14 protein-coding genes are annotated in these 18,200 nt (G+C 59.6%); 8 read left to right on the top strand and 6 right to left on the bottom strand.

Annotation, left to right across the window (positions count from 1 at the left end):
- Window positions 1-77 precede the first annotated feature (77 nt).
- Genes AC1RNC_RS25955 through AC1RNC_RS25940 form a run of 4 tightly spaced genes read right to left on the bottom strand, consistent with a single transcriptional unit; the run spans window position 78 to window position 2,644 of the window.
- Window positions 78-440 carry a ubiquitination-like system serine protease family protein gene (locus tag AC1RNC_RS25955; protein ID WP_492888865.1) on the bottom strand — a complete coding sequence of 121 codons (363 nt, stop codon included), beginning with the start codon at window positions 438-440 and terminating at the stop codon, window positions 78-80.
- Window positions 437-1,813, bottom strand: coding sequence for a ThiF family adenylyltransferase (locus AC1RNC_RS25950; RefSeq protein ID WP_492888864.1), 1,377 nt, complete (start codon window positions 1,811-1,813; stop codon window positions 437-439). The genes AC1RNC_RS25955 and AC1RNC_RS25950 overlap by 4 nt, the downstream gene beginning before the upstream one ends.
- Before the next feature lie 10 nt (window positions 1,814-1,823).
- On the bottom strand, window positions 1,824-2,207 hold the full coding sequence (locus AC1RNC_RS25945) for an E2/UBC family protein (protein ID WP_492888863.1): 384 nt from the start codon (window positions 2,205-2,207) through the stop codon (window positions 1,824-1,826).
- Window positions 2,208-2,209: 2 nt separating this feature from the next.
- A complete protein-coding gene (locus AC1RNC_RS25940; RefSeq protein WP_492888862.1) occupies window positions 2,210-2,644 on the bottom strand; it encodes a multiubiquitin domain-containing protein in 435 nt (144 codons plus the stop codon).
- Window positions 2,645-2,772: 128 nt separating this feature from the next.
- On the opposite strand from AC1RNC_RS25940, the gene AC1RNC_RS25935 reads away from it, so the two are divergent.
- The 4 genes from AC1RNC_RS25935 to AC1RNC_RS25920 all read left to right on the top strand — a co-directional run bounded on the left by AC1RNC_RS25935 (window position 2,773) and on the right by AC1RNC_RS25920 (window position 8,729).
- Window positions 2,773-3,198: a helix-turn-helix domain-containing protein gene (locus AC1RNC_RS25935; RefSeq protein WP_492888861.1), complete on the top strand. Its 426-nt coding sequence runs from the start codon at window positions 2,773-2,775 to the stop codon at window positions 3,196-3,198.
- Complete coding sequence (locus tag AC1RNC_RS25930; protein WP_492888860.1) at window positions 3,198-4,115, top strand: ImmA/IrrE family metallo-endopeptidase; 918 nt, start codon at window positions 3,198-3,200, stop codon at window positions 4,113-4,115. The genes AC1RNC_RS25935 and AC1RNC_RS25930 overlap by 1 nt, the downstream gene beginning before the upstream one ends.
- A 153-nt stretch (window positions 4,116-4,268) precedes the next feature.
- The gene (locus AC1RNC_RS25925; RefSeq protein ID WP_492888859.1) at window positions 4,269-5,531 is read left to right on the top strand and encodes a hypothetical protein; all 1,263 of its coding nucleotides are present in this window, start codon (window positions 4,269-4,271) and stop codon (window positions 5,529-5,531) included.
- An 837-nt stretch (window positions 5,532-6,368) separates the two neighbouring features.
- Complete coding sequence (locus tag AC1RNC_RS25920) at window positions 6,369-8,729, top strand: VPA1262 family N-terminal domain-containing protein (protein ID WP_492888858.1); 2,361 nt, start codon at window positions 6,369-6,371, stop codon at window positions 8,727-8,729.
- A gap of 9 nt (window positions 8,730-8,738) precedes the next feature.
- Here the strand turns inward: AC1RNC_RS25920 and AC1RNC_RS25915 are convergent, their stop codons facing one another.
- Together AC1RNC_RS25915 and AC1RNC_RS25910 are read right to left on the bottom strand one after the other, a co-directional pair.
- Window positions 8,739-9,833 (bottom strand): MrcB family domain-containing protein, encoded by a 1,095-nt coding sequence (locus AC1RNC_RS25915; protein WP_492888857.1) that lies wholly within the window; start codon window positions 9,831-9,833, stop codon window positions 8,739-8,741.
- A 193-nt stretch (window positions 9,834-10,026) separates the two neighbouring features.
- Complete coding sequence (locus AC1RNC_RS25910) at window positions 10,027-11,073, bottom strand: hypothetical protein (RefSeq protein ID WP_492888856.1); 1,047 nt, start codon at window positions 11,071-11,073, stop codon at window positions 10,027-10,029.
- A gap of 1,229 nt (window positions 11,074-12,302) precedes the next feature.
- Here AC1RNC_RS25910 and AC1RNC_RS25905 point away from each other — a divergent pair.
- Genes AC1RNC_RS25905 through AC1RNC_RS25890 form a run of 4 tightly spaced genes read left to right on the top strand, consistent with a single transcriptional unit; the run spans window position 12,303 to window position 18,077 of the window.
- The gene (locus AC1RNC_RS25905; protein ID WP_492888855.1) at window positions 12,303-13,133 is read left to right on the top strand and encodes a Tn7 transposase TnsA N-terminal domain-containing protein; all 831 of its coding nucleotides are present in this window, start codon (window positions 12,303-12,305) and stop codon (window positions 13,131-13,133) included.
- Window positions 13,130-15,328 (top strand): TnsB C-terminal domain-containing protein, encoded by a 2,199-nt coding sequence (locus AC1RNC_RS25900; protein ID WP_492888854.1) that lies wholly within the window; start codon window positions 13,130-13,132, stop codon window positions 15,326-15,328. Before AC1RNC_RS25905 ends, AC1RNC_RS25900 begins: the two co-directional genes overlap by 4 nt.
- Window positions 15,325-16,227, top strand: coding sequence for a TniB family NTP-binding protein (locus AC1RNC_RS25895; RefSeq protein ID WP_492888853.1), 903 nt, complete (start codon window positions 15,325-15,327; stop codon window positions 16,225-16,227). Before AC1RNC_RS25900 ends, AC1RNC_RS25895 begins: the two co-directional genes overlap by 4 nt.
- The gene (locus tag AC1RNC_RS25890; RefSeq protein ID WP_492888852.1) at window positions 16,224-18,077 is read left to right on the top strand and encodes a TniQ family protein; all 1,854 of its coding nucleotides are present in this window, start codon (window positions 16,224-16,226) and stop codon (window positions 18,075-18,077) included. Before AC1RNC_RS25895 ends, AC1RNC_RS25890 begins: the two co-directional genes overlap by 4 nt.
- Window positions 18,078-18,200: the final 123 nt, after the last annotated feature.

Genomic DNA, 18,200 nt, shown 5'->3' with positions numbered 1-18,200 from the left:
TGTCGTTACAACCTAACGCTGGCCCAACGACAACTTAACGCCGACCAAGGTGCGACAGTCGCATCTTTGGCCTTACATCAGCACCAGTGAACCTTGCCGTTCCTCACTATGAAATGGCTGCGGCAGCCCACTTGCCTCCAGACTGAGGGATTTAGCGACACCACACCGTCAGGATCGATATTAATATCCCAGCGAGGGCGTCTGTCGGGCAAGAAGCGGAGATGAAGCGTTTCGCCACATCCGCACGGGCAGAGAAGGTAGCCGAAGGTCGGACCGCTAGCCGAGGACGCTACATACAAGCGGCAGGGCTTTGGCTTGGCTGGCTCTCGGTCGGTAAAGGCAACCTTGATCCGCTGATCACCCCAACGCGGTCGCCAGGCCGTGATCGCGCCAAGCCAGATAGCGACCCGGCGGATTTGTCGGGTGGTCCAGTAGATCATGCCGCCACCTCCAGGCGCCCGCACATCAGGAGAGGGCGGCAATCCCCGCGACCAACCCAACTGGCCAGCTCTGCATCCGGCGGACCATCCGGACGCCGCGCGGTCCTGCCGTGGCTGAAGAGCAGCTTATGGATCGCGAATTCGCCGTTTGGCGCAGTTCTATAGGGGTGAAGTCGCGCGAGGAGTTCATTGACGCCGCAGGCGGCCGCAGCGGTGTTGATGCTGATCACGGCCGGGCGATCAACCTTCACACCGCGGATATAGCCTCGCTTCAGCTGGTCCTCGTAGAAGTCCGGATCCGTGCGCTTGAGGTACTCGGCGTAGAGATCGGCGTCGTCGTACACGCCCCGCGACTTCAGGCTGGAGCCACCCGGAACCAGATAGTGGATGCCGGCCGAAACGCTGCTGACGCTGCCTTGGCCGTCGGCATCGAGCCGCACGCCGATGTCGATATAGGGCACGATATAGAACGCGCAGACGCGGTTCATCGTGTCGCGCCCTTCGACCGAGTCCATGCAGCCGATGATCACGTCGCAGACGGACAACAGGGCGATGGCAACGGGCTCGTCGACGCGCCCTTCGTAGGGGATGACCTCAGTCCCCAGCCCGATGCGATCGACGTGGGCCTTCAAGGTAAGCGCCTTGTTGCGCTCTGCCTCGGCGTCCTCTCGAGTAGCGCCATAGATCCGATTCAGGTTCTTGCCCTCGACCACGTCGGGCTCGAGGACGACTAGGCGAGCGACGCCCAGCCGAGCCAGCATTTCGATGCTCGGGCTTCCCGTACCCGAAGCACCGCCGATGCCAATCGTCAGGCCAGACAGCAGCTCAGTCGTCTTGTCGCCAAAGGCTTGCCGGTGGCGCAGATCGAAATCCCGAACTTCCTTGCCGCCGTCTTTTTCGTAGAAGACCAGGTCGTCACCGACCACGACGACACGATCGATCCAGCCCGCGATCCCGTCGCCGTCCATCACCCGGGCCAGGATCTCGCCATCCGGCATCATAACCGCAGATACGTGACGGCCCGGAACGCGGCGGCCGATCGCCCCGAAAAGCTCGATGTCCGATCGATCATCGCAATCCGAAAAGGCTCGATAGCCCGTGGGGTGGGAGTGGATCTTCATGAAGGCCATGCCCTTTCCGGCGACCTCGGCCAGCCGCTTCTTCATCTCCGACGTGGGCCAGGTCACGAACTCGGGCGCCCGAAGGCAGGCCTCGTAGGGAATTTCGATAATCTCGTGGACCATCCACACGTGGCGATCCAGGGCGTGGCCGCGACCGCAGATCGCCACGGCCACCGCCTCGTTGCCGTCGCCCGGAAAAAGGTGAGCCTGCAGCTGGGCGTGCTGCGGGCTAGTCATGCGCAGAAGGTTCATGGTCATGCCCTTAGCGTTTGCGGAATTCGTGGGTCAGCCAGGAGCGGAAGCGCCGCAGATGGCTCGCGAGGGTGTCGACGCCGGGCTTGAAGGCATAGTGCCGCGACCATTGCTGGAAAGGCTTGCCGTCGATTTCGAGCATCGAGAGGTTGTTGATGGTCTTGCCATCCGCCCGCGCGAGCGGGGGGAAGACGTAGGCCATGTCGAGCGGCCCCGGCGGATAGACGTCCAGCCTGATGGCCACGTCGACGGCGGAATGGTTGTAGCCCTCCGGCGTCGGGTAGCCATGGATCAGGACATATCGCCCGAAGCCGGAGCGGATGGCCTCCCAAGGACGTCCGAGCGCATCAAGCGCTCGGACATCGTCGGGGCCGAGTTCGAAGTCTCGGCGCACCGTTAGCCCTCCGTTTCGTCGAGCGGGAAGGTTTCGAAGACCTCGATACCCTTCTCGCCCAGGTCGACGGTCTCGGTCAGCGCGATGGCCACGTAGTGGCCGCCATGCATGCGCTTTTCGAGCTCGTAACGCTCCGGCGGGGTTTTGCCAGCCTTCTCCAGGATTTCCCGCCCCGTCACGTGGCGCTTGTCGAAGACGTACGGCTTGCCGTCGACCTTGACGTTGTAGTGGCGCGCGGGCGGCGGGCAGCGGTTGTCTCGGCCGTGCTCTTCGACGTCGACGATCTCAACCTCGATGACCTCGTGGCCGTGTTCGTGGCGGATCTTGACCTCGACGGCGACGTCCTTGTCGGCGCGGTCGTGGACGATGACTTTGTCGCCGTCCGCTTCGGTGATCACGATCGTATCGTCGTGATCGGGGTGGTGGGGGGAGGACATCTCTAAAACGACTCCAATTCAGAGCGGGACCACAACGGTCGGCTCGCTTGCTAAATTGGCTTAGCAAATCTAAGTGTCAAGTGAGTTTTGCGGCGCCTAGCAAATTTAGCATCTAGCCGAAGCGATGCTTGACGAATTTAGCAAAAATGCTAAACTATGCGCCCCGCCAACCCCATAAAACCGTGTGCTTTATGCCAAAAGAGAGGACCCGCGATGAATCACGCCCAGAGCTTGGCCAGTTCTTGAAAGAAGTCCGCGCATCGCGCGGCCTGACTCTCCGAGACGTGGAACGCGTCACCGATGGCAAAATTTCCAACGCTTATCTTAGTCAACTTGAGAATGGTGGGATTGAAAAGCCATCGGCTATTATGTTGCATAGGCTCTCGTCAGCTTACGCTGTTGACTACAACGAGCTGATGGAGAAAGCCGGCTTCATTACAGAATCGGAAACCCCCGTGAATCGGGTTGCAACCTCGGTTTTCGGAGAGCTATCCTCAAACGAGGAAGAAGAGCTTCTGCGTTACCTGAAGTTCATTAGAGAACGGAAGGGATAATGCTGGAGGACGACTGTTCGATCTCGGCCGAGCAACGCCACGAAGTCCGCTTAGCGGCACGGCAAGCATTAGCGGACGCTGGCGCCGTTGGCGTCCTGCCAACACCAGTCGATCGAATCCTAGAGGCTTCAAAGGTCTCCGTCGTCCCCATGGTCCTCGATGAGGGCTACCTCGCCAGACTCCGCCGCACGGCGGAGTCGGCGGGGAAAGCGTTGCTAAGTGCGATTAGCAAGGTCTGGGGCGTTTTCGATCCGAGGGCCAGGATGGCCTTCATCGACCCTGAAACGCCCAAAGAGAAGCTGCCCTTCCTGAAACTGCATGAAGGCGGTCACGCGGTTTTGCCTTGGCAGAGCGTTTTCGGTCTCTTCGAGGACTGCCGAAAAACCCTCGACCCCGATGTAAAAGCTCAGTTCGAACGTGAGGCCAATGTATTTGCGTCGGACGTCCTGTTCCAATTGGACCAGTTCACATCTGATGCGCGAGATCTGAAGTTTGGTATCAGGGCTCCGCTTGCACTTGCCAGACGCTACGGTGCCTCGGCCTATGCGACTATCCGCCGGTATGTTGCCAGCAGCGACCGGATTTGCGCCGTAGTGGTGTTGAACCCGCCCGAGCTGGCGGAACGTGTTGGGCATTTTAGTCAAGTGCGCCGCGCCGTTGCGTCATCCGCCTTCGAGGCACGCTTTCCGCATTTTCGCTGGCCACAACTGGTCACGCCGGACGACCCGATCGGCGCGCTCGTTCCGTATGGCCGAATGACTGGGCCACGGACCTTGATTCTCACGGATGCCGATGGCGAGCGGCACGCCTTCATTGGCGAGGCTTTCAAGACTCCGCACCAGACATTCATCTTGCTCGTGGCGGAGCTAACACTGGGCCGGAAACTCATTATGCCGGTCACCCGCTTGACGCTCTGATAGGTGAGCTGGGCGGGGCGCACCCTCCCCACTACTGGCGGATGCTGTCTTGGTCGCGACCTTGCCGGCTAGCGGTCAAACACCCGGAACGCGGGTGCCTAGTTGACGATTTCGCGCAATCAGTCGCTGAATGGTTAAAAGGGCGGGGGGCTCATGACGTCTGAAGTCTGCATCATGAATCGACATGCGGCAGTCTTGGCGGCCGACAGCGCCACAACGGTTACTCGGTGGACCGGGGAAGAGCGCGAGACTCGTTACTTCAAAGGCGCTAACAAGATTTTTCAACTATCAAATCATCACCCCGTCGGCTTGATGATTTATGACTCTGCGGACATCCTCAGGGTCCCTTGGGAGCTTGTAATAAAAGACTTTCGGCGCGAGCTGGGCGAAAAGTCTTTCAATGAACTCGAAGGATACGCGAACGAGTTCTTTCAATATCTTGAGGCCAATCAACGAATGTTCCCTGAGGACATTCGGCGTGGCGCATTCGTAGAAGCAGCTAGAATTGCTGCCCTAACGGTGATCGCTTTAGCCGAACCCCCCGAAGGGGCAGATGAGGCTCAACGCGCAAGGATCTTTGGCGAGGCGATCGGCAACCGCCTTGAGGCGCTCAACGACTCCGACCTCGCTCAGTGCATCGACATTGAGCTAGTTGCTGAGGTGCGCGCAGCATGGACGGAGGGACTTACACAGGAAATTCGGGACTGGTTACCCCGTATTGGTGTGCCTGAAGAACTGGACGTTGGCCAACTCGCGGAGCTTGGCCTTCAAGAGGTCATCAAGGCCCCAAAACAACACCTCTCGACCACCGGCTTGGTGTTTGCGGGATTTGGCGATCATGACGTTTTCCCCAAAAGCCTCGCCTATACGTCATGCGGGCTGCTCAAAAGCCGCCATCTCGCGACCGACGTCGTTCGAGAAGCGGTCGATCATGAGACGCCGGCGTCGCTCCAGCCTTTCGCTCAAACCTCGATGGCGAACACCTTCACTATCGGTATTAGCCAAGACGTTTATTCCTCGCTTGCTGATGCCCTGAAGCGCCATTTGGCCACATTCGCGAACGATGTTTGCGTTGCTGGCGGCGGCGACGTCGCCAACGTTGCGGATTTGCCTGGGATGGTCAGTGCGGCGTCTTTGGCTGTCACTAAGGACTGGCTTGACAGGGCCAGGGAAGATCATGCCTATCCGCTCCGCCGCGTTCTGGGCGCGTTGCCGATCGACGAAATGGCGGATCTCGCTGAAACTCTCATCAATCTGCAGTCGTTGAAGGAAAAGGTCACCAAGCCATCGTCGACGGTTGGCGGCCCGATCGATGTGGCCGTGATCACCAAGAATGAAGGCCTAGTTTGGATTAAGCGTAAGCACTATTTCGATGCGGCGCTTAACCCTCGCTTCATGAAGCGGGTTGGACAATAAGTAGGAGCCATCGTTTGGGAGCCCAGCGATGAATTGGGAAGCGGAACGAGCTGCATTGATCCGGCAGGCTGAACAAGCCCGCCGCCGTGCGGCGGAGCAGTCGGCCGGTACTAATGCCGCTCACAGCCAGGCAGCTAACTTGTACCGATCCATGGTGATCGACGTGAATCGCGCTCGCGAAAGCGAGATGGAGCGAGCTTTGGCCGGTAGCTAAAGCGCCGTCCGAGCTGTCATGGCTCTTGGCACTCTCTGTCCATGCGCGGGGCTCTCTCGACTGTTGCAATTCGTGCTCTAAAAGGCTGCGGCGCGGGCGCAGGTCTCCTCGTCATTCGATCTACGCACCTAGGCTTATCTGTGAAATCGTATACAGCACTACGCCAGTGCTGCCGCCCTTAAGCAGTTAAGCGGGCGTCATCGATGTTCGCAAAGGCTGGCTCTCTCCTCCTTGACAATTAAGGATCGGCGAGATGGGCGATCGCTACATGTGCTTTCGGGCTGCGTTGGCGTGGAAATCGATTCTTCCGGTTGAACGTTGGCGGCTGGCCACTGTCAGCGCCAGGCTCCACATCTAAGTTCACGCCTTCGTTGTGCGGTCCCCATAAGTACGGCCTGTGATGCTTCTCACAGAATGAGAAGCGCTGATGGCTGATACTCAGGCGGCCGGCGTCGCAGCACGCTCAAAGCTCGCGGCAACCGTCCCAGAGCGGCGGATGAAGTAGGGAGGTGAGTGTGCAGCTTGCATTGACGGTGATCGCAATCAACGCCGATGGCCACCCTCCCGTATTCTGTTACGCGCAAATTCGAGAGACTCGGCGGGACGACCGGTTCGCGGCTCCGTTGCTTCCAGACCATGCTAAGCAACCGCATCTAGTCCATCTAAACCCTGACCTCTTCGACGGATCGCTCGTTTGTTGGGTTCAACCGATCCCGGAAAGCGATAGCGAAGAGATGCGGATCCAGCTCGAGGCTGGACGACTGACCGTTCCCTCAGATGCACCCGGAATCGGTGGCCTGTCGGTTTCCGGTGCGGTTTCGCGGAATACCTGGGTATCCGAGGCTGGCGGGCGGACATCGATCGACGGCGCGGGCGCGTTGCGTTCGACCGCAGTGATCGTCGATGGTGGAAATTTGGATGTCATCAAGGGTCTACAAGTCTTGTTCGGCCGAACCGAGGTCGCACGCGAGCTTCAGGCTTTGATCAAGGCTATCGATGATCGCGTGGGCCACCGCTATGGCTTCTCGGCGCGAGAGCGCCTCGGTGTTGTTGAATATTTGTGGCGGGCTCAAGGACCGGGTTCACGAGCTTCCCTCAAGATCGACATCGTCAAGCCAGTAAGGCGCTCTACAGATCCTTGCCAGACAGTCGTGCTGACGCGGATCAATGGCTCCGAGCCACGACCTCTGCGCATTCAGCTGCGCGTATTCGCAAGTGATGAGATCATCCTAGACAAGCTGGTCGCGCTCGGGACTGAAGCGCCAGACCTGAGGCTCAACGTCGGTCGCCATCTCACTCGTATCGCGGCTCATATCTACGACGACGCCACGGGCGACCTAATCGACGAGATCGACCAAAGGTTTATCCAGAGTATCAGCATCAATCTCAACATGCTGACAGCTGCGGACTCACTGCCTCCGCCGTTTCGCTCAGCCCCATCGGCAAGGGATTTGACCGAAAGAGCGCGAACTACCCGAAGCGCAACGGAAATTGGGGAAAAGGGGTCCCGAGATCCCGCGGCCAGCGCAATCTCACAAAACGCAGCGGCTCTCGACGTCCTCCTCGGGCCCAAGGAATGGAAAGGGCAGTCACGCTTTTTCGTGTCGGGCCCAGAGCCACAGCTGGAAGTAATCCGTTGGATGAAGGGGCAGTTCGAACGCACCGATGTCGCTGCCGCCTTCCTAATCGACCCTTATCTGGGGAGTCAGGCCTTCGAGCGAGTCATCATTCGGCATGGCAATGAGGACATCAAGCTCACCGTGATCGTTTCGCCCGGCAGGGTGGATCCTGATGCCGCCGAAATGGACACCGAAGGCACGCAGGGTCTCCATCTTCAGAACCTTGCGAACAAAGCAGAGTCGCTGAAGAGCTCGCTTTGCGGTCAACTCACGCTCATTCACGTCCAACGCGGGCAAGGCGTACGCCAAGCTTTTCACGACCGCTACCTTGGTTTGGTTCTCAAGAATGGCCGTCCTGAGGTCTATTTGCTCTCGAACAGCCTCAGTAAGGCGGCCGGCGATTGGCCATTTGTCGTGGCGGAAGTCGATACGCCGACGGCCTGGGATATCGCCAGCTATGTCAACGGCCTGACCGATCCGGCCAGTAAGGCGTTCAACAGTCAGATCATTTGGCAGACGGGAGAAGTCAAAAGAGGACAAGACTCAGTAGCGGGAAGCCCGTTCATACCGCACCCGCTCTGGCAGCCTTACCTGAAGCTTTCCGACCTTTATCGAGCGAGCGACCTACAGAACGAGGAGGCGGTCTCTTCTGTCCTGAAGGAGATCTTAGAGGTCTTGTCTCCAAGCCTATCTGCAGAGGACAAGGCCCGCCTGATTGTTGATAATATGCATGGTCGAGACCAGTTTGCGGCCATACTTGTGTCATTCCTCCGTCAGACGCCCGAGCAAAATGAGCTCGCAGACGCGCTGGAGGACAATCTCCTTGGACGGGCGCTGGAAGGAGTTCGACCGCTCGACGGCAATCCCCCTCAGGACGTTCCAGATTTAGCGGTCCTCCAGGCCGCTGGCCGCCGATTGGCCGCGCTCCCAAAAGGGACTGATGTGCTGCGAAGCGACCTGAATCCCGTCGTTCATCGCCACTTGCTGGAAGTCGAGCTCGGCAGCGGCGGCCAAAAGGGCCTACAAGCCATGGCTGCGAGCTTGGCAGCGATTGTCATCGGCCTCCAGACCGCATGGAGCGGCGACAATCTGCCTGACATGTTCCGAACAGGGATCGCGATCGACTACATCAGACTACTGACTCGGATCTTTCGATCTCAGGAAGCCGAGCAATGGTTCGTCGAAAATCGACACGCACGGCCAGAGCCCGAGGCCCACTATGCAGTCGAGCTGGCGGACCGACTGGCAACGCGCCTTGGCGGAAAGGTATCGGACGCGATGCGGGTGTTGAGGGAGGACCCATGGGCGGCAGCAGTTATCAGCGCGCTTGACGCTGCCTACACCGCTATCCGTCCAGCCGTATAATTCACAGGACTAGACCGGAAGTCTGTATTCATAGGCCACAGGACTTAGGCGGTCGCTATCGATCTGCCAGGGACTGAATGCGGCCAGCTCGCCCCCAAGCGCCCTGGGACTCGTGGTATCGGCGCCTGTGACGACAATGCCGTGGAAGACGAGTAATGCGTTGTACGGATAGCTGATGCGGTGAAGCGTGACCTCGTTCCGCGTGAGCAGGACACTCGCCGGGCCACCGGTCGTGCCCTTCACCTCGATCACCCAGTCTTCGCCGTGGCGCCGAGCACGGAAGTCGCAGCTGTCCGTAGCCGATACATTCTCGTATTCGAAGCCCTCGTCCTTGAGCCATTGCTCGGCGAGCGTCATGGCGTGCAACTCCACCAGCTTGCGCAGCGGCGCTGGCAAGCGGCCCTGGCCTTTGGGACGGTTCTTAAGAGGTGAAGCAGCCTTTTCGACTTCGTCCAGTTGGCCGAGCATCTCGCTGCTAACGCTGCCAGGCACGAGGCCCGACTCCTGAGCCTGATAGAGCTTGGCCAGCGGTCGCACGAACCGTTGGAGATCGGTAATGAGCTCAGCATCGCGCGGTATGCGGCCCGAAGGATAGAATTTCGAGGCCACTGTGGTGCGTTCGTAGCCGCGCGCCAGGTCGAAGGTTCCGAGCTCGATGCCGAGACGAACGCCAGGATCGCTCTCAAACTCTGAACCCAGCACGCCCGCGGCCCAGTTCATCAGGCCAGCGACCTCTGCGTCGCTCCTATTGACGAAACCTGTACCGACAATCTGCGTCGAGCCGTGGCTCAGGCATAAAGAAACGCCGGAACCGTCCGGGTGAAAGAGGTAGACGACGTACCAGCCTGTCGTCGCTGACGGTGACCGTGACGCTGAGAACCAGCGGGCCCACGGGATGCGGGAATACTGACCCTGATTGTCCTTACCTTCCGCCTTGGCGTCGTCACCGAATTTGCCGAGCAGCTTTCGCAGCGCTGGTCCGTGCGCTTCGATGTCTGCCTTGAGCGTCTGCCGCACCAGTTGGCCACGTCGCTCCATTTCCGGCGTCGCCGTCGCGCTGAAGCTGGCTTGTAGGTCGACGATCTCCTGAAGCGTGGCTCGCAACGTGTTCCCCTCCGAATCCTGCGCAATATTAATGGTGCCGCGCTGAGGAGCAGAACTACTGATCTATTCTACGCCGACACCTCTAAACCCTCAGATCGCGCGATCGCCTCCACCGAACTCGGCGTCCCGGAGGTGCACCAGCGGCAGCGTTTGGCGCTGCCTCGCTGCCTGTTGCCGTGCCGGTAGGTGCTGCTCAAGGCTTGTCGTAGAGGTCCTCGCGCTTGAAAGTGCGCACATCCAGGGCCGCGCCCCGAGTACCTGCGGCGACGGCCATCGCGCCTTGGTCGAGTGCCGCTTTGAAGGCTGTCCATTCGCAGGGCGGTGTGACCTTGCCCTTAGGGCCTGCCGGTGGAATCCAGACGATCCGTGTGTCGCCGGCCGCCAGGACTAGACAGGCCGTGACGGGAGCTGTGTCCTTAGCCGCCTGGCTCGGGCGATAGGCGATCGGAGCGCCGCCGCCGAGATTTGCCATCCGCAGGGATAGCGCCAACACGCTTTGATCGCCTGCCACGATAAGCACCGTCAGGACCATGGCGGCGCCGATCACCATCGCGCCATGGCGCGGAGCGGCTGTAGCCAGAAGGTGAACGAACATGAGGGCAACGATGACGAGCACGATCATCAGATTGGCTTGTGCCTCGCTGTTCGTCGGCAGATGCGATCCCAAGACATTTAGGGCCGCCTTCGCGATGACCAGTAGCCAGGTCATGCCGCCCAGGGTGGCGAGAAAGGCGATCCCAAGGGTGGCCGCATAGGGGGCTCCCGGGGGCGATCCGGTCATACCTGTCGCCTTCACGCGCCACAGGCCGTAGACAAAAACTCCAGCCGTGATCCCAAAGACCAGCTCCCATATCGGCGCTACCCTGGTGGCTCCAGGGAAGAAAATGGAGAGGATCAAGAAGAGGCTGATTGTCAGATGGACGGCGTAAAGGGCGGCGTAGGATCCTGCTGACGACCAGAGCGCTTCCGAGCGCCAGAATCTGGACCAGCGTACCGTCGACCAGTCGAAGGCCGGCGCAAAAGCATGGGGCGCGCCGGTGGTGCCTACTAACCGAATATAGACCGGGAAGGCCGCAAACAACCCGGCGATCACGACCACCCATAGGACAAAGGGAAGGGCAGCGACGGAAAAGCCGGCGACATCCCCAAACGACGAGAGCCCTGGGTGGCCGAAAGCGGCCAGGTAGCGGGTGGTGGTGAAGTTTACGACGCCCAAAAGCAGCGGCACGACCAGGACCATAATCGCCGTAACGCTCTGGCAGACTGCAGCCGCTGCGTGCAGCCGGCTAAAGAGCGTCGCTCTTGGAGCCTTCGGGGGGCGGCCGTGCGGAATAAAGCGATGAACGAGCTTTGCCATTCGACGGTTTTTGAGGGCGCGTGGTGAACGCGGTGTGCTCGGACGGGGTGAATCCTGATCTTGAGCGTATTTTTCATTGGGGCAATCGAAGGTTTAGCGCTGGTGCCGCCTTCTTCATGAGCGCGAACGAAGACCGTCTTCTTGGGGCGGGGCGCTGCTTCGGCCGCCGTCGAGGACGCTTAGTCCTTCGGCAGAGATCTGGCGTCGTTCGGATCCATGATCTGCTTCTGCCAACCCACCCCCGCGCCGGGCCCGAACCAGCCCTCCGGGTATGCCGAGGCGACAGCCTCTCCCCATAGATTGAGCGCTTCTGTCGTGCGGAGGTGGCTGAGAACGGCCCAGTGCCAGATAAGGTCACATCCAGTCGGCAGCGCGCCGCCGCGCGCTTCATTGCATCGACGATGCTTCAGGAGGCCATTCGCGACAGTTCGCGCGCCACCCAAGGCTATCGGGTCAACGTGATCGAACGTCGGGTAGCGTGGGTGCGAGCGCGCAACGGATTTGCCCAGACCGATCGGCAGACCACATCCCGCACACCGGCCTGATTGCGCCCAGTGGAGGATCTCTCGTTGCTTAGCTTGACGAGCGCCTCTCCGCCCCAATGCGAATTCTCCCTCAAATTCGAGAGGTGAATCGGCTTTATATCCATCGCATTCGTCAAGCCAGAAATGAGATCTTCGCGCATAAATTACTGTATCGATCTACTCATGCGGCCTTCTGAATATATCCCATAGCTATTACTTGGTCGGGCCGTGTGCGCTGTGGGCGCGACATAATCTTGCTTAGACTCAAAAAATCAATCTGAATTCGAGTTCGCCAGGACGCCTCATCGGCCAGTCGTCGATGAGGCGCAAAGCCATGCGCGCAGCGCGTGCGGCATAGGCGCGAGAGGAGGATCGATGAGATCGAGATAATGCAGCATCCGCTTGGCGGAGAAGCTGGCCCTGGGAAAGCGGCAACTTTCCCAGGGGCCGGTTCCGGAGCGAATCCGAAACTCGTCTAGCAGCGAGCGGAACTCTCTCCCCACAACCCGACGGAGTCAACGGCCCCTGCTGCGCCGATCCATGAAACACGTCGGTGTCTCCGCCTCCCTTCAAAACAGGAGAGGATCAATGAAAGAGAGTCCTATCAGCCGGTTCGGCCCGTACCCCGCCGGTATGTCGAAGCACTTCAAGTTGTTCGACGTCATTCAGGCATCACTCGGCCAGCTCGGCTCTGAAGAAGGCGGCGTCCGCCGAGCCGCGGCCGCGACCCTTGTCATCACGCGGGATGGGAGCCCGTTGAGGAGCGTTCTCACTGGAAGCCGCGTGATAACCACGGGGTTCTTGTCCAGTAGGAAGGTGGGGTGTGCGCTTCCCTTCGAGGGCATGAACGAGGCCGCGCTGCTCAAATACTGCGAGGTTGATACTCGCGTCGTCTACTACCTCGCTCAGCCTTTCCGCTTCGAGTTCGTGCTCGATGGCAAAAAGCGCATCTACATCGCCGACTGCGTTCGGGTGCTGGACGACGGTGAGGTCGAGGTCGTCGAGGTTAAGGGTGAGCGCACTCGGCTCGACGACCCGGAGTATTTTGAGAAGCTCGCGCAAGTCACTGAGTACTGCGCGAACTTGGGCTGGCGCTTCAAGCTCGTGACGCGCAAGAAGCTGCTCGGCCGCAAGACCATCTTCGACAATGTTGATTTCATCCAGGCGCGACGACAGGCGGCGATCAATGTTGCGTCCGCATGTCGGGCGGTCGACCACCTCGAGAAGATGGGCGGCAGGAGCTCTCTAGGTCGGTTGGCTGAGTTCTGGGGGCACTGGCAAATCGGCCTTGTCGCCTTGCAGGGGATGATGGTTCGGCGATGGTTGGCCATCGACGTTTCGGTACCGACGTCGCCCGACAGCCTCGTTACGAGCCTTGAGTTGGCGCCTCCAACCCTCCTGGGGAGGGCCGGCCAATGAATATCTCTGTCAACTTCAAAGCCGGGGACCCTTGGTCTTACTGCGGCCGGCGGTATCGCTTCGAATGTGAGATGGGTAACGGCTGCCTCTTCTTCCGCGACGAAGGCACGTTGAGCCCCTTACAGATTGAAGACGAAGACGGCGAATGGCGCGCTCCTACCATGGAGTGGGCGCTAGAAGCTCTTGCGAGCGGCGATCTTAAGCTTGAACGCGACTTGCTGGGATCGCCCGCGCTGAAAAGGGCGGGACTTCAAGAGATTGATCCGGAAACAGCGTACGCAAAGGACCCGCAGGCGGAGTTGCGTTTCCGCGTGCTGCGCGCGCTCGACGAGATGCCGGAAACGCCGCGCACCGACAAAGCATTTCGGATTGCGATCGCCAAAATTTGGGCCCGCGACGAGCGTCTAGCGGCAAAGTTTCCCCGAAAGCCCGGCGCTAGGACCGTTCGCAGGTGGTTCGATACTAGGGGGGAGCCTGGCGAGCGGCGTCTGAACCAAATGGTCTCGTTAGCGGGCCGCGTTCCCCGCCAGAGCCGCCTTGCGCCAGAAGTGCATGCCATCATGGAGGAGGCAGCACTTTGGTACTGGTCGAGCCGAAGGTGGTCGATTGGCGATGGCTATGCGCGATGCAGGCAGTCCCTGGCAAACCTCAATGATCGTCGAGCAGCAAGCGGTGAGCAGCCGCTCAGCGCGCCATCACCAGAGATATTCCGTCGCACAGTTCGCAAGCTCGAATGCCATGACACCGTCCGCGGAAAGTACGGCGCTCAAGTCGCCAATAAGCGTTTCAAGGCGTGCGGAAAGGGTCTGACCGCAACGAAGATCCTTCAGATAGGAGAAATCGACCACACGATGGTCGATGGCGTCGTCGTTATCGACGAATATAACAGGCTGCCTGCTGGCCGACCCTACCTCACCGCGATCGCCGATGTCTTTAGCGGCTGCATCGTTGGCTTTTTTGTTTCGTTCGTGCCGCCGTCGATTTTCTCCGTCATCGAATGCATCAAGCGAGCCAATCGGCCGAAAGTTAATCTTCCAAGCTGCGCAGAGCCGTACCCAATTCTCGTCTATATCTTCGGTCGCTTCGACGAGCTCGTTGCTGACAACGGCAGAGAATTTGCCGGAGTAGCAATGCAGGACGCCCTTACTGACGTCGGCATTTCCCTTCGCTTGGCCCCGGTCGGAACGCCTACGCACAAGGGAAAGGTGGAGCGGTTTTTCAACACCCTAAACACGCTGCTTCTACAGAAGCTACCGGGCGGAGTGTTCAAGCCCGAGCTGCTCCGCGAGTTCGGATACGACCCCAGAAAAGATGCCGCGATAACGCTGGCGCAGCTTGAGGATCTCATCTGGCAGGCCCTCGTGCTTCATCATATCAGGCCGCCGGAGGGAGAAGCTCTTCCTAGGGCGCTAGTTTGGCAAAAGAACGCGGAGCTCCATCCTATCGAGGTGCTGGGGGACGACCACGAACTGGACAAGATGCTGGGCAAGGCGGCTGAGCGCTGCGTCGTCTCGCGGTCGGGTGTGTCGCTCTTCGGGCTCCGCTATCACGATCCGGGCAAGGTTGGCGGCCTTTTGGAGGACTTGTTTCCACTCGAGCCTATCGGGGAGAGGCGAGAGGGCTCTGCGACCGCCCGGGTCAAGGTAAAGTACAATCCAGAAAACCTCGCCGAGGTTCACGTCTGGAACAAAGTTAGCGGCTTCTACGTCACCCTGCCATGTACCGACGAGAAATATGCAAGCGGTGTTTCGCTCTGGCACCATCAGAAACTGCAGGAGTGGGCAAAGCAGAAGGGGCTCGAATTCTGTACTGAGGAGGACCGCCTACACGTTCAGGCGCAGTTGATCGCCAAGCTTGAAGAGTGTGGCCCTAAGCTGAAGGGGAAAGAGCTCCGGACCTTTGCCCGCCTGAGCAATTCGCCGGCGGTTAAATCGAAACTCAACCCCGACGTGACGCTTGCCTATGCGCTGCCGAGGCATGATGGCTTGGCGCCGGTCATTGTAGAACATGAAACGATGGCTGCCGCCCGCAGTGACGGCGGGCAAAAGCCGTCCAGGCCCGCTCGCCGGAAAAAGCCCAAGCCAGCGCCCCCACGGCGCAATGCAGCCATCGGCTCTGTGACTCGCTCAGAGCAACGTGAACAGCCTCTCGACTTCTCGGTGGATGTTTCTGCTTGGAAGGAGGTCGAGCTATGAGCATCGACCAGATTTCAGGGAAACTCGCGCTCTTCGAGCAGATCTATGTTCCCTACCGGCCGCATCTCGATTTCCATGAACGCAGCAAGTTCCTGATCGAGCTTGGGATCGCCACCCGCGGGATGCCTCAGAAGGGTCTGAGGGTCTTAGCGCCCTCCGGGTCGGGCAAAACGTCGGCGGCGATGGCGCTGGTTCGTCTAATTCTGGCGAAGTACCCGCGCACAGCCACCAGTGTGCCCGTCGTGTACGTCTCGCTAGACCGAGCGGCCACAGCCAAAAAGCTTATGATCTCCATCCTGGAATATTTTGGGGATCATTACTCGTATTCGGGAAATGAGCAGGCTCTGAAGAATCGGGTCATCCGGTGTTTCCAATCCTTTGGAACGCTTCTCCTTATCATCGATGAGATCCAGCACCTGAACTACCAGGTGTCAGTGAAGAACGATGTGAGCGACAGCCTTAAAAGGCTCTTGGACGACGGCGTTGTGCCGATCGTATTCATGGGCACTGACGAAGCTCGCGATCTTTTTACGCGGAATATCCAGCTGTCGAGCCGTCTGCTCTCGCCGTGCGACTTGACCGCCCTCGACCTGAAATCTGAGCAGGACCGGGGGTTGTTTGGCGGATACGTCAAGCTGATCGATCAGGCGATTGTCTCAAGAAAGATCCTGCCAGGTCTAAGCGGTTTGGACGATCCTGAAATCGCCGAGTGCCTATTCCTTATGGCGAATGGAGTCGTCGGCAGGGTCTCTCGTCTTCTCGCCGTTGCGTTGGAGCTGGCGCTGAGGCGTGAGGGGGCGCGGATCGAACGTGGGGACCTGGCAAAGGCGGTTGACCGCTGGGCTATTCCGAACGGCGTTTGCAAGACAAACCCATTCTATCGAGGAGGCGGCCTATGAACGCCTTCTCCAAACACGTGGTGCTCGTACCAGAAGGGCGCGTCTTATTCCCGGTCGAACCCTATCACGACGAGAGCTACCCCAGCTTTCTCGCCCGCCTGACAAGTTCGAACTGCTTTGAAAATCGGCGAGTCCTCCTAAAGGCGTTGGGCGTCCAAAGCACCAATTCAGGTGGGTTTGCCGAGGCGTTGAAGGATGATGGACGCCTCGCGCGGCGGATGGGCCTGACCCCCGAAGAACTTGGAGAGCTCCTTTGGCGGCGGCTAGACGCAAAGTGCCACAAAGAATTCCAATGGGACCCCCGCAGGCTTGCGCCGCGGAGCTTGGAGGAGGCGCTCTATCATCGGCGGGCGTGGTCGATAGCCCGCCTACCGTATTGTCCGTTCACCTGGGATATCCTTATCGATCGGTGCCCCAGGTGCGGGTCCGGGTTGGCTTGGAGCACCGCGCGGGAGGTTCACCTCTGCGCTCAGTGCGACTTCGATCTGAGGTTGGCGAAGACGGACGCTGTGCCGTTGGAGGCGCGCGAGCCGCTCGAGTTCCTTGCGGACTTAATGAACGTGGATCCGCAGGGGGAAATCGGGGAGGACGTAGAGATTCCGGCGCTGTTGATAGGCGCCCGCCGGTCTGACGTCTTCAAGCTGATATGTAGCCTTGGTTCCTTCACCGCTCGCAGTAGGGGCAAGTGGAAACTTTCTGAGTCTCCTCCGTCAGCTAGGGCTGAGTTTCTCGCGGAGGCCGTCAACTTCCTGCGCGATTATCCATACTGCTTCGACAAGCTTGCCGAACCGAGCCGGGGCAAGGAATTTGCCTTCATCAGTAGGCTGCGTCAGCACGCACAGAGCTCTCCCGACGTGCTGCGGCTGCTGGAAAAACTGCTTTCTGACTGGGAGCCCTGTCGCCACGGGATTCAGAGAATTAAGCGGGAGCGCGAGGCTGCTGACTGTCTGACAGTGCGCGAGGCGGCCGAGGAGATGAAGGTCGACAACGCCACTGTCCGAAAGCTGGTGGAGAGCGGTCTCCTGAGCCCGGTGAGCTCCCGAGGAGAGGAGCGGCATTACGATTGGCTTGCCAAATCTGATGTGATGTTCGCTGCGCGTAGTCTGGCTCAGCGAATGTCTCTCCGTGAGTTTTCCTTGGCCTGCCAGTTGCCGGCCAGCGGTGTGCTTCAACTTTGCAGCGCGGGCCTGGTTAGCGAGAACCAATGTCAGTTCGTCAGGTTGCTTCACCCGTTGCCGCAATTCGATCGGTCAGAGGTCGAAGCCTTTGTCGAGCGATTGCGAGCGCGCATCGATTTCGCGCCGTTCGGGATGGGGACCTTGAGCCTTCAGGACCTGTTTTATGGGATTGGAGGACAGCGAAAGCCGTGGAGCGCCTTTATCAGGTCAGCTTTAGGCCGGGAGCTGAAGCTATACGCTGACGAGGGATCCGCAGGTCAGCTGAGCATCAAGGACCTACGAGTTTCGGAGGCCCTAGGCAGGGAGGTCGTATGTGGTCGGCGACCGGATCTCCTGGTGGTGCCTGTGGCCCCCTCCGAACACTTAGCTCCGAGGAACTTTAGCCGGGGCGAAGTTGAGCAGCACCTCAATTGCTTTCCACGCGACGTGGGTTGGCTGGTCAGCAACGGACGGCTCCACCCCGACTACTTGGCTGACCAGGTCGATGTGCTGGGGCGAGAGCTGATCTCCTCGCGCGAGATCGCTTGGCGATGGCGAGTGTCGCCAGCCATGCGCGATCGTCTCGGTGTTGACCACGGCATCCAGCGTTCCTACGGCCCATTTTGGCGTAGGCAGGAGGTAGAGTCTCATTTCGCGCGGATGTTCCCCACGGGGCAGCCGATCGCGAACTAGGGCCAGCCTTAAGTTGGAAATGGCGTTTCCGGGCCAGCGTTAGGTTGTTTTCTCAGGTTGTGGCTTGGGTCGATCTATAAGGTTTTCAATGCCTTAGTGGGATCGACCCAAGTTGCAGCGACA

The sequence above is a fragment of the Caulobacter sp. GW822-FHT01G02 genome (assembly GCF_058802865.1).
This window is presented reverse-complemented; position numbering and strand designations above follow the sequence as displayed.

Coding starts and splice junctions, on each gene's coding strand:
- AC1RNC_RS25955 (WP_492888865.1), bottom strand. CDS start 440: ATGATCTACTGGACCACCCGACAAATCCGCCGGGTCGCTATCTGGCTT.
- AC1RNC_RS25950 (WP_492888864.1), bottom strand. CDS start 1,813: ATGAACCTTCTGCGCATGACTAGCCCGCAGCACGCCCAGCTGCAGGCT.
- AC1RNC_RS25940 (WP_492888862.1), bottom strand. CDS start 2,644: ATGTCCTCCCCCCACCACCCCGATCACGACGATACGATCGTGATCACC.
- AC1RNC_RS25930 (WP_492888860.1), top strand. CDS start 3,198: ATGCTGGAGGACGACTGTTCGATCTCGGCCGAGCAACGCCACGAAGTC.
- AC1RNC_RS25925 (WP_492888859.1), top strand. CDS start 4,269: ATGACGTCTGAAGTCTGCATCATGAATCGACATGCGGCAGTCTTGGCG.
- AC1RNC_RS25910 (WP_492888856.1), bottom strand. CDS start 11,073: ATGGTCCTGGTCGTGCCGCTGCTTTTGGGCGTCGTAAACTTCACCACC.
- AC1RNC_RS25905 (WP_492888855.1), top strand. CDS start 12,303: ATGAAAGAGAGTCCTATCAGCCGGTTCGGCCCGTACCCCGCCGGTATG.
- AC1RNC_RS25900 (WP_492888854.1), top strand. CDS start 13,130: ATGAATATCTCTGTCAACTTCAAAGCCGGGGACCCTTGGTCTTACTGC.
- AC1RNC_RS25895 (WP_492888853.1), top strand. CDS start 15,325: ATGAGCATCGACCAGATTTCAGGGAAACTCGCGCTCTTCGAGCAGATC.
- AC1RNC_RS25890 (WP_492888852.1), top strand. CDS start 16,224: ATGAACGCCTTCTCCAAACACGTGGTGCTCGTACCAGAAGGGCGCGTC.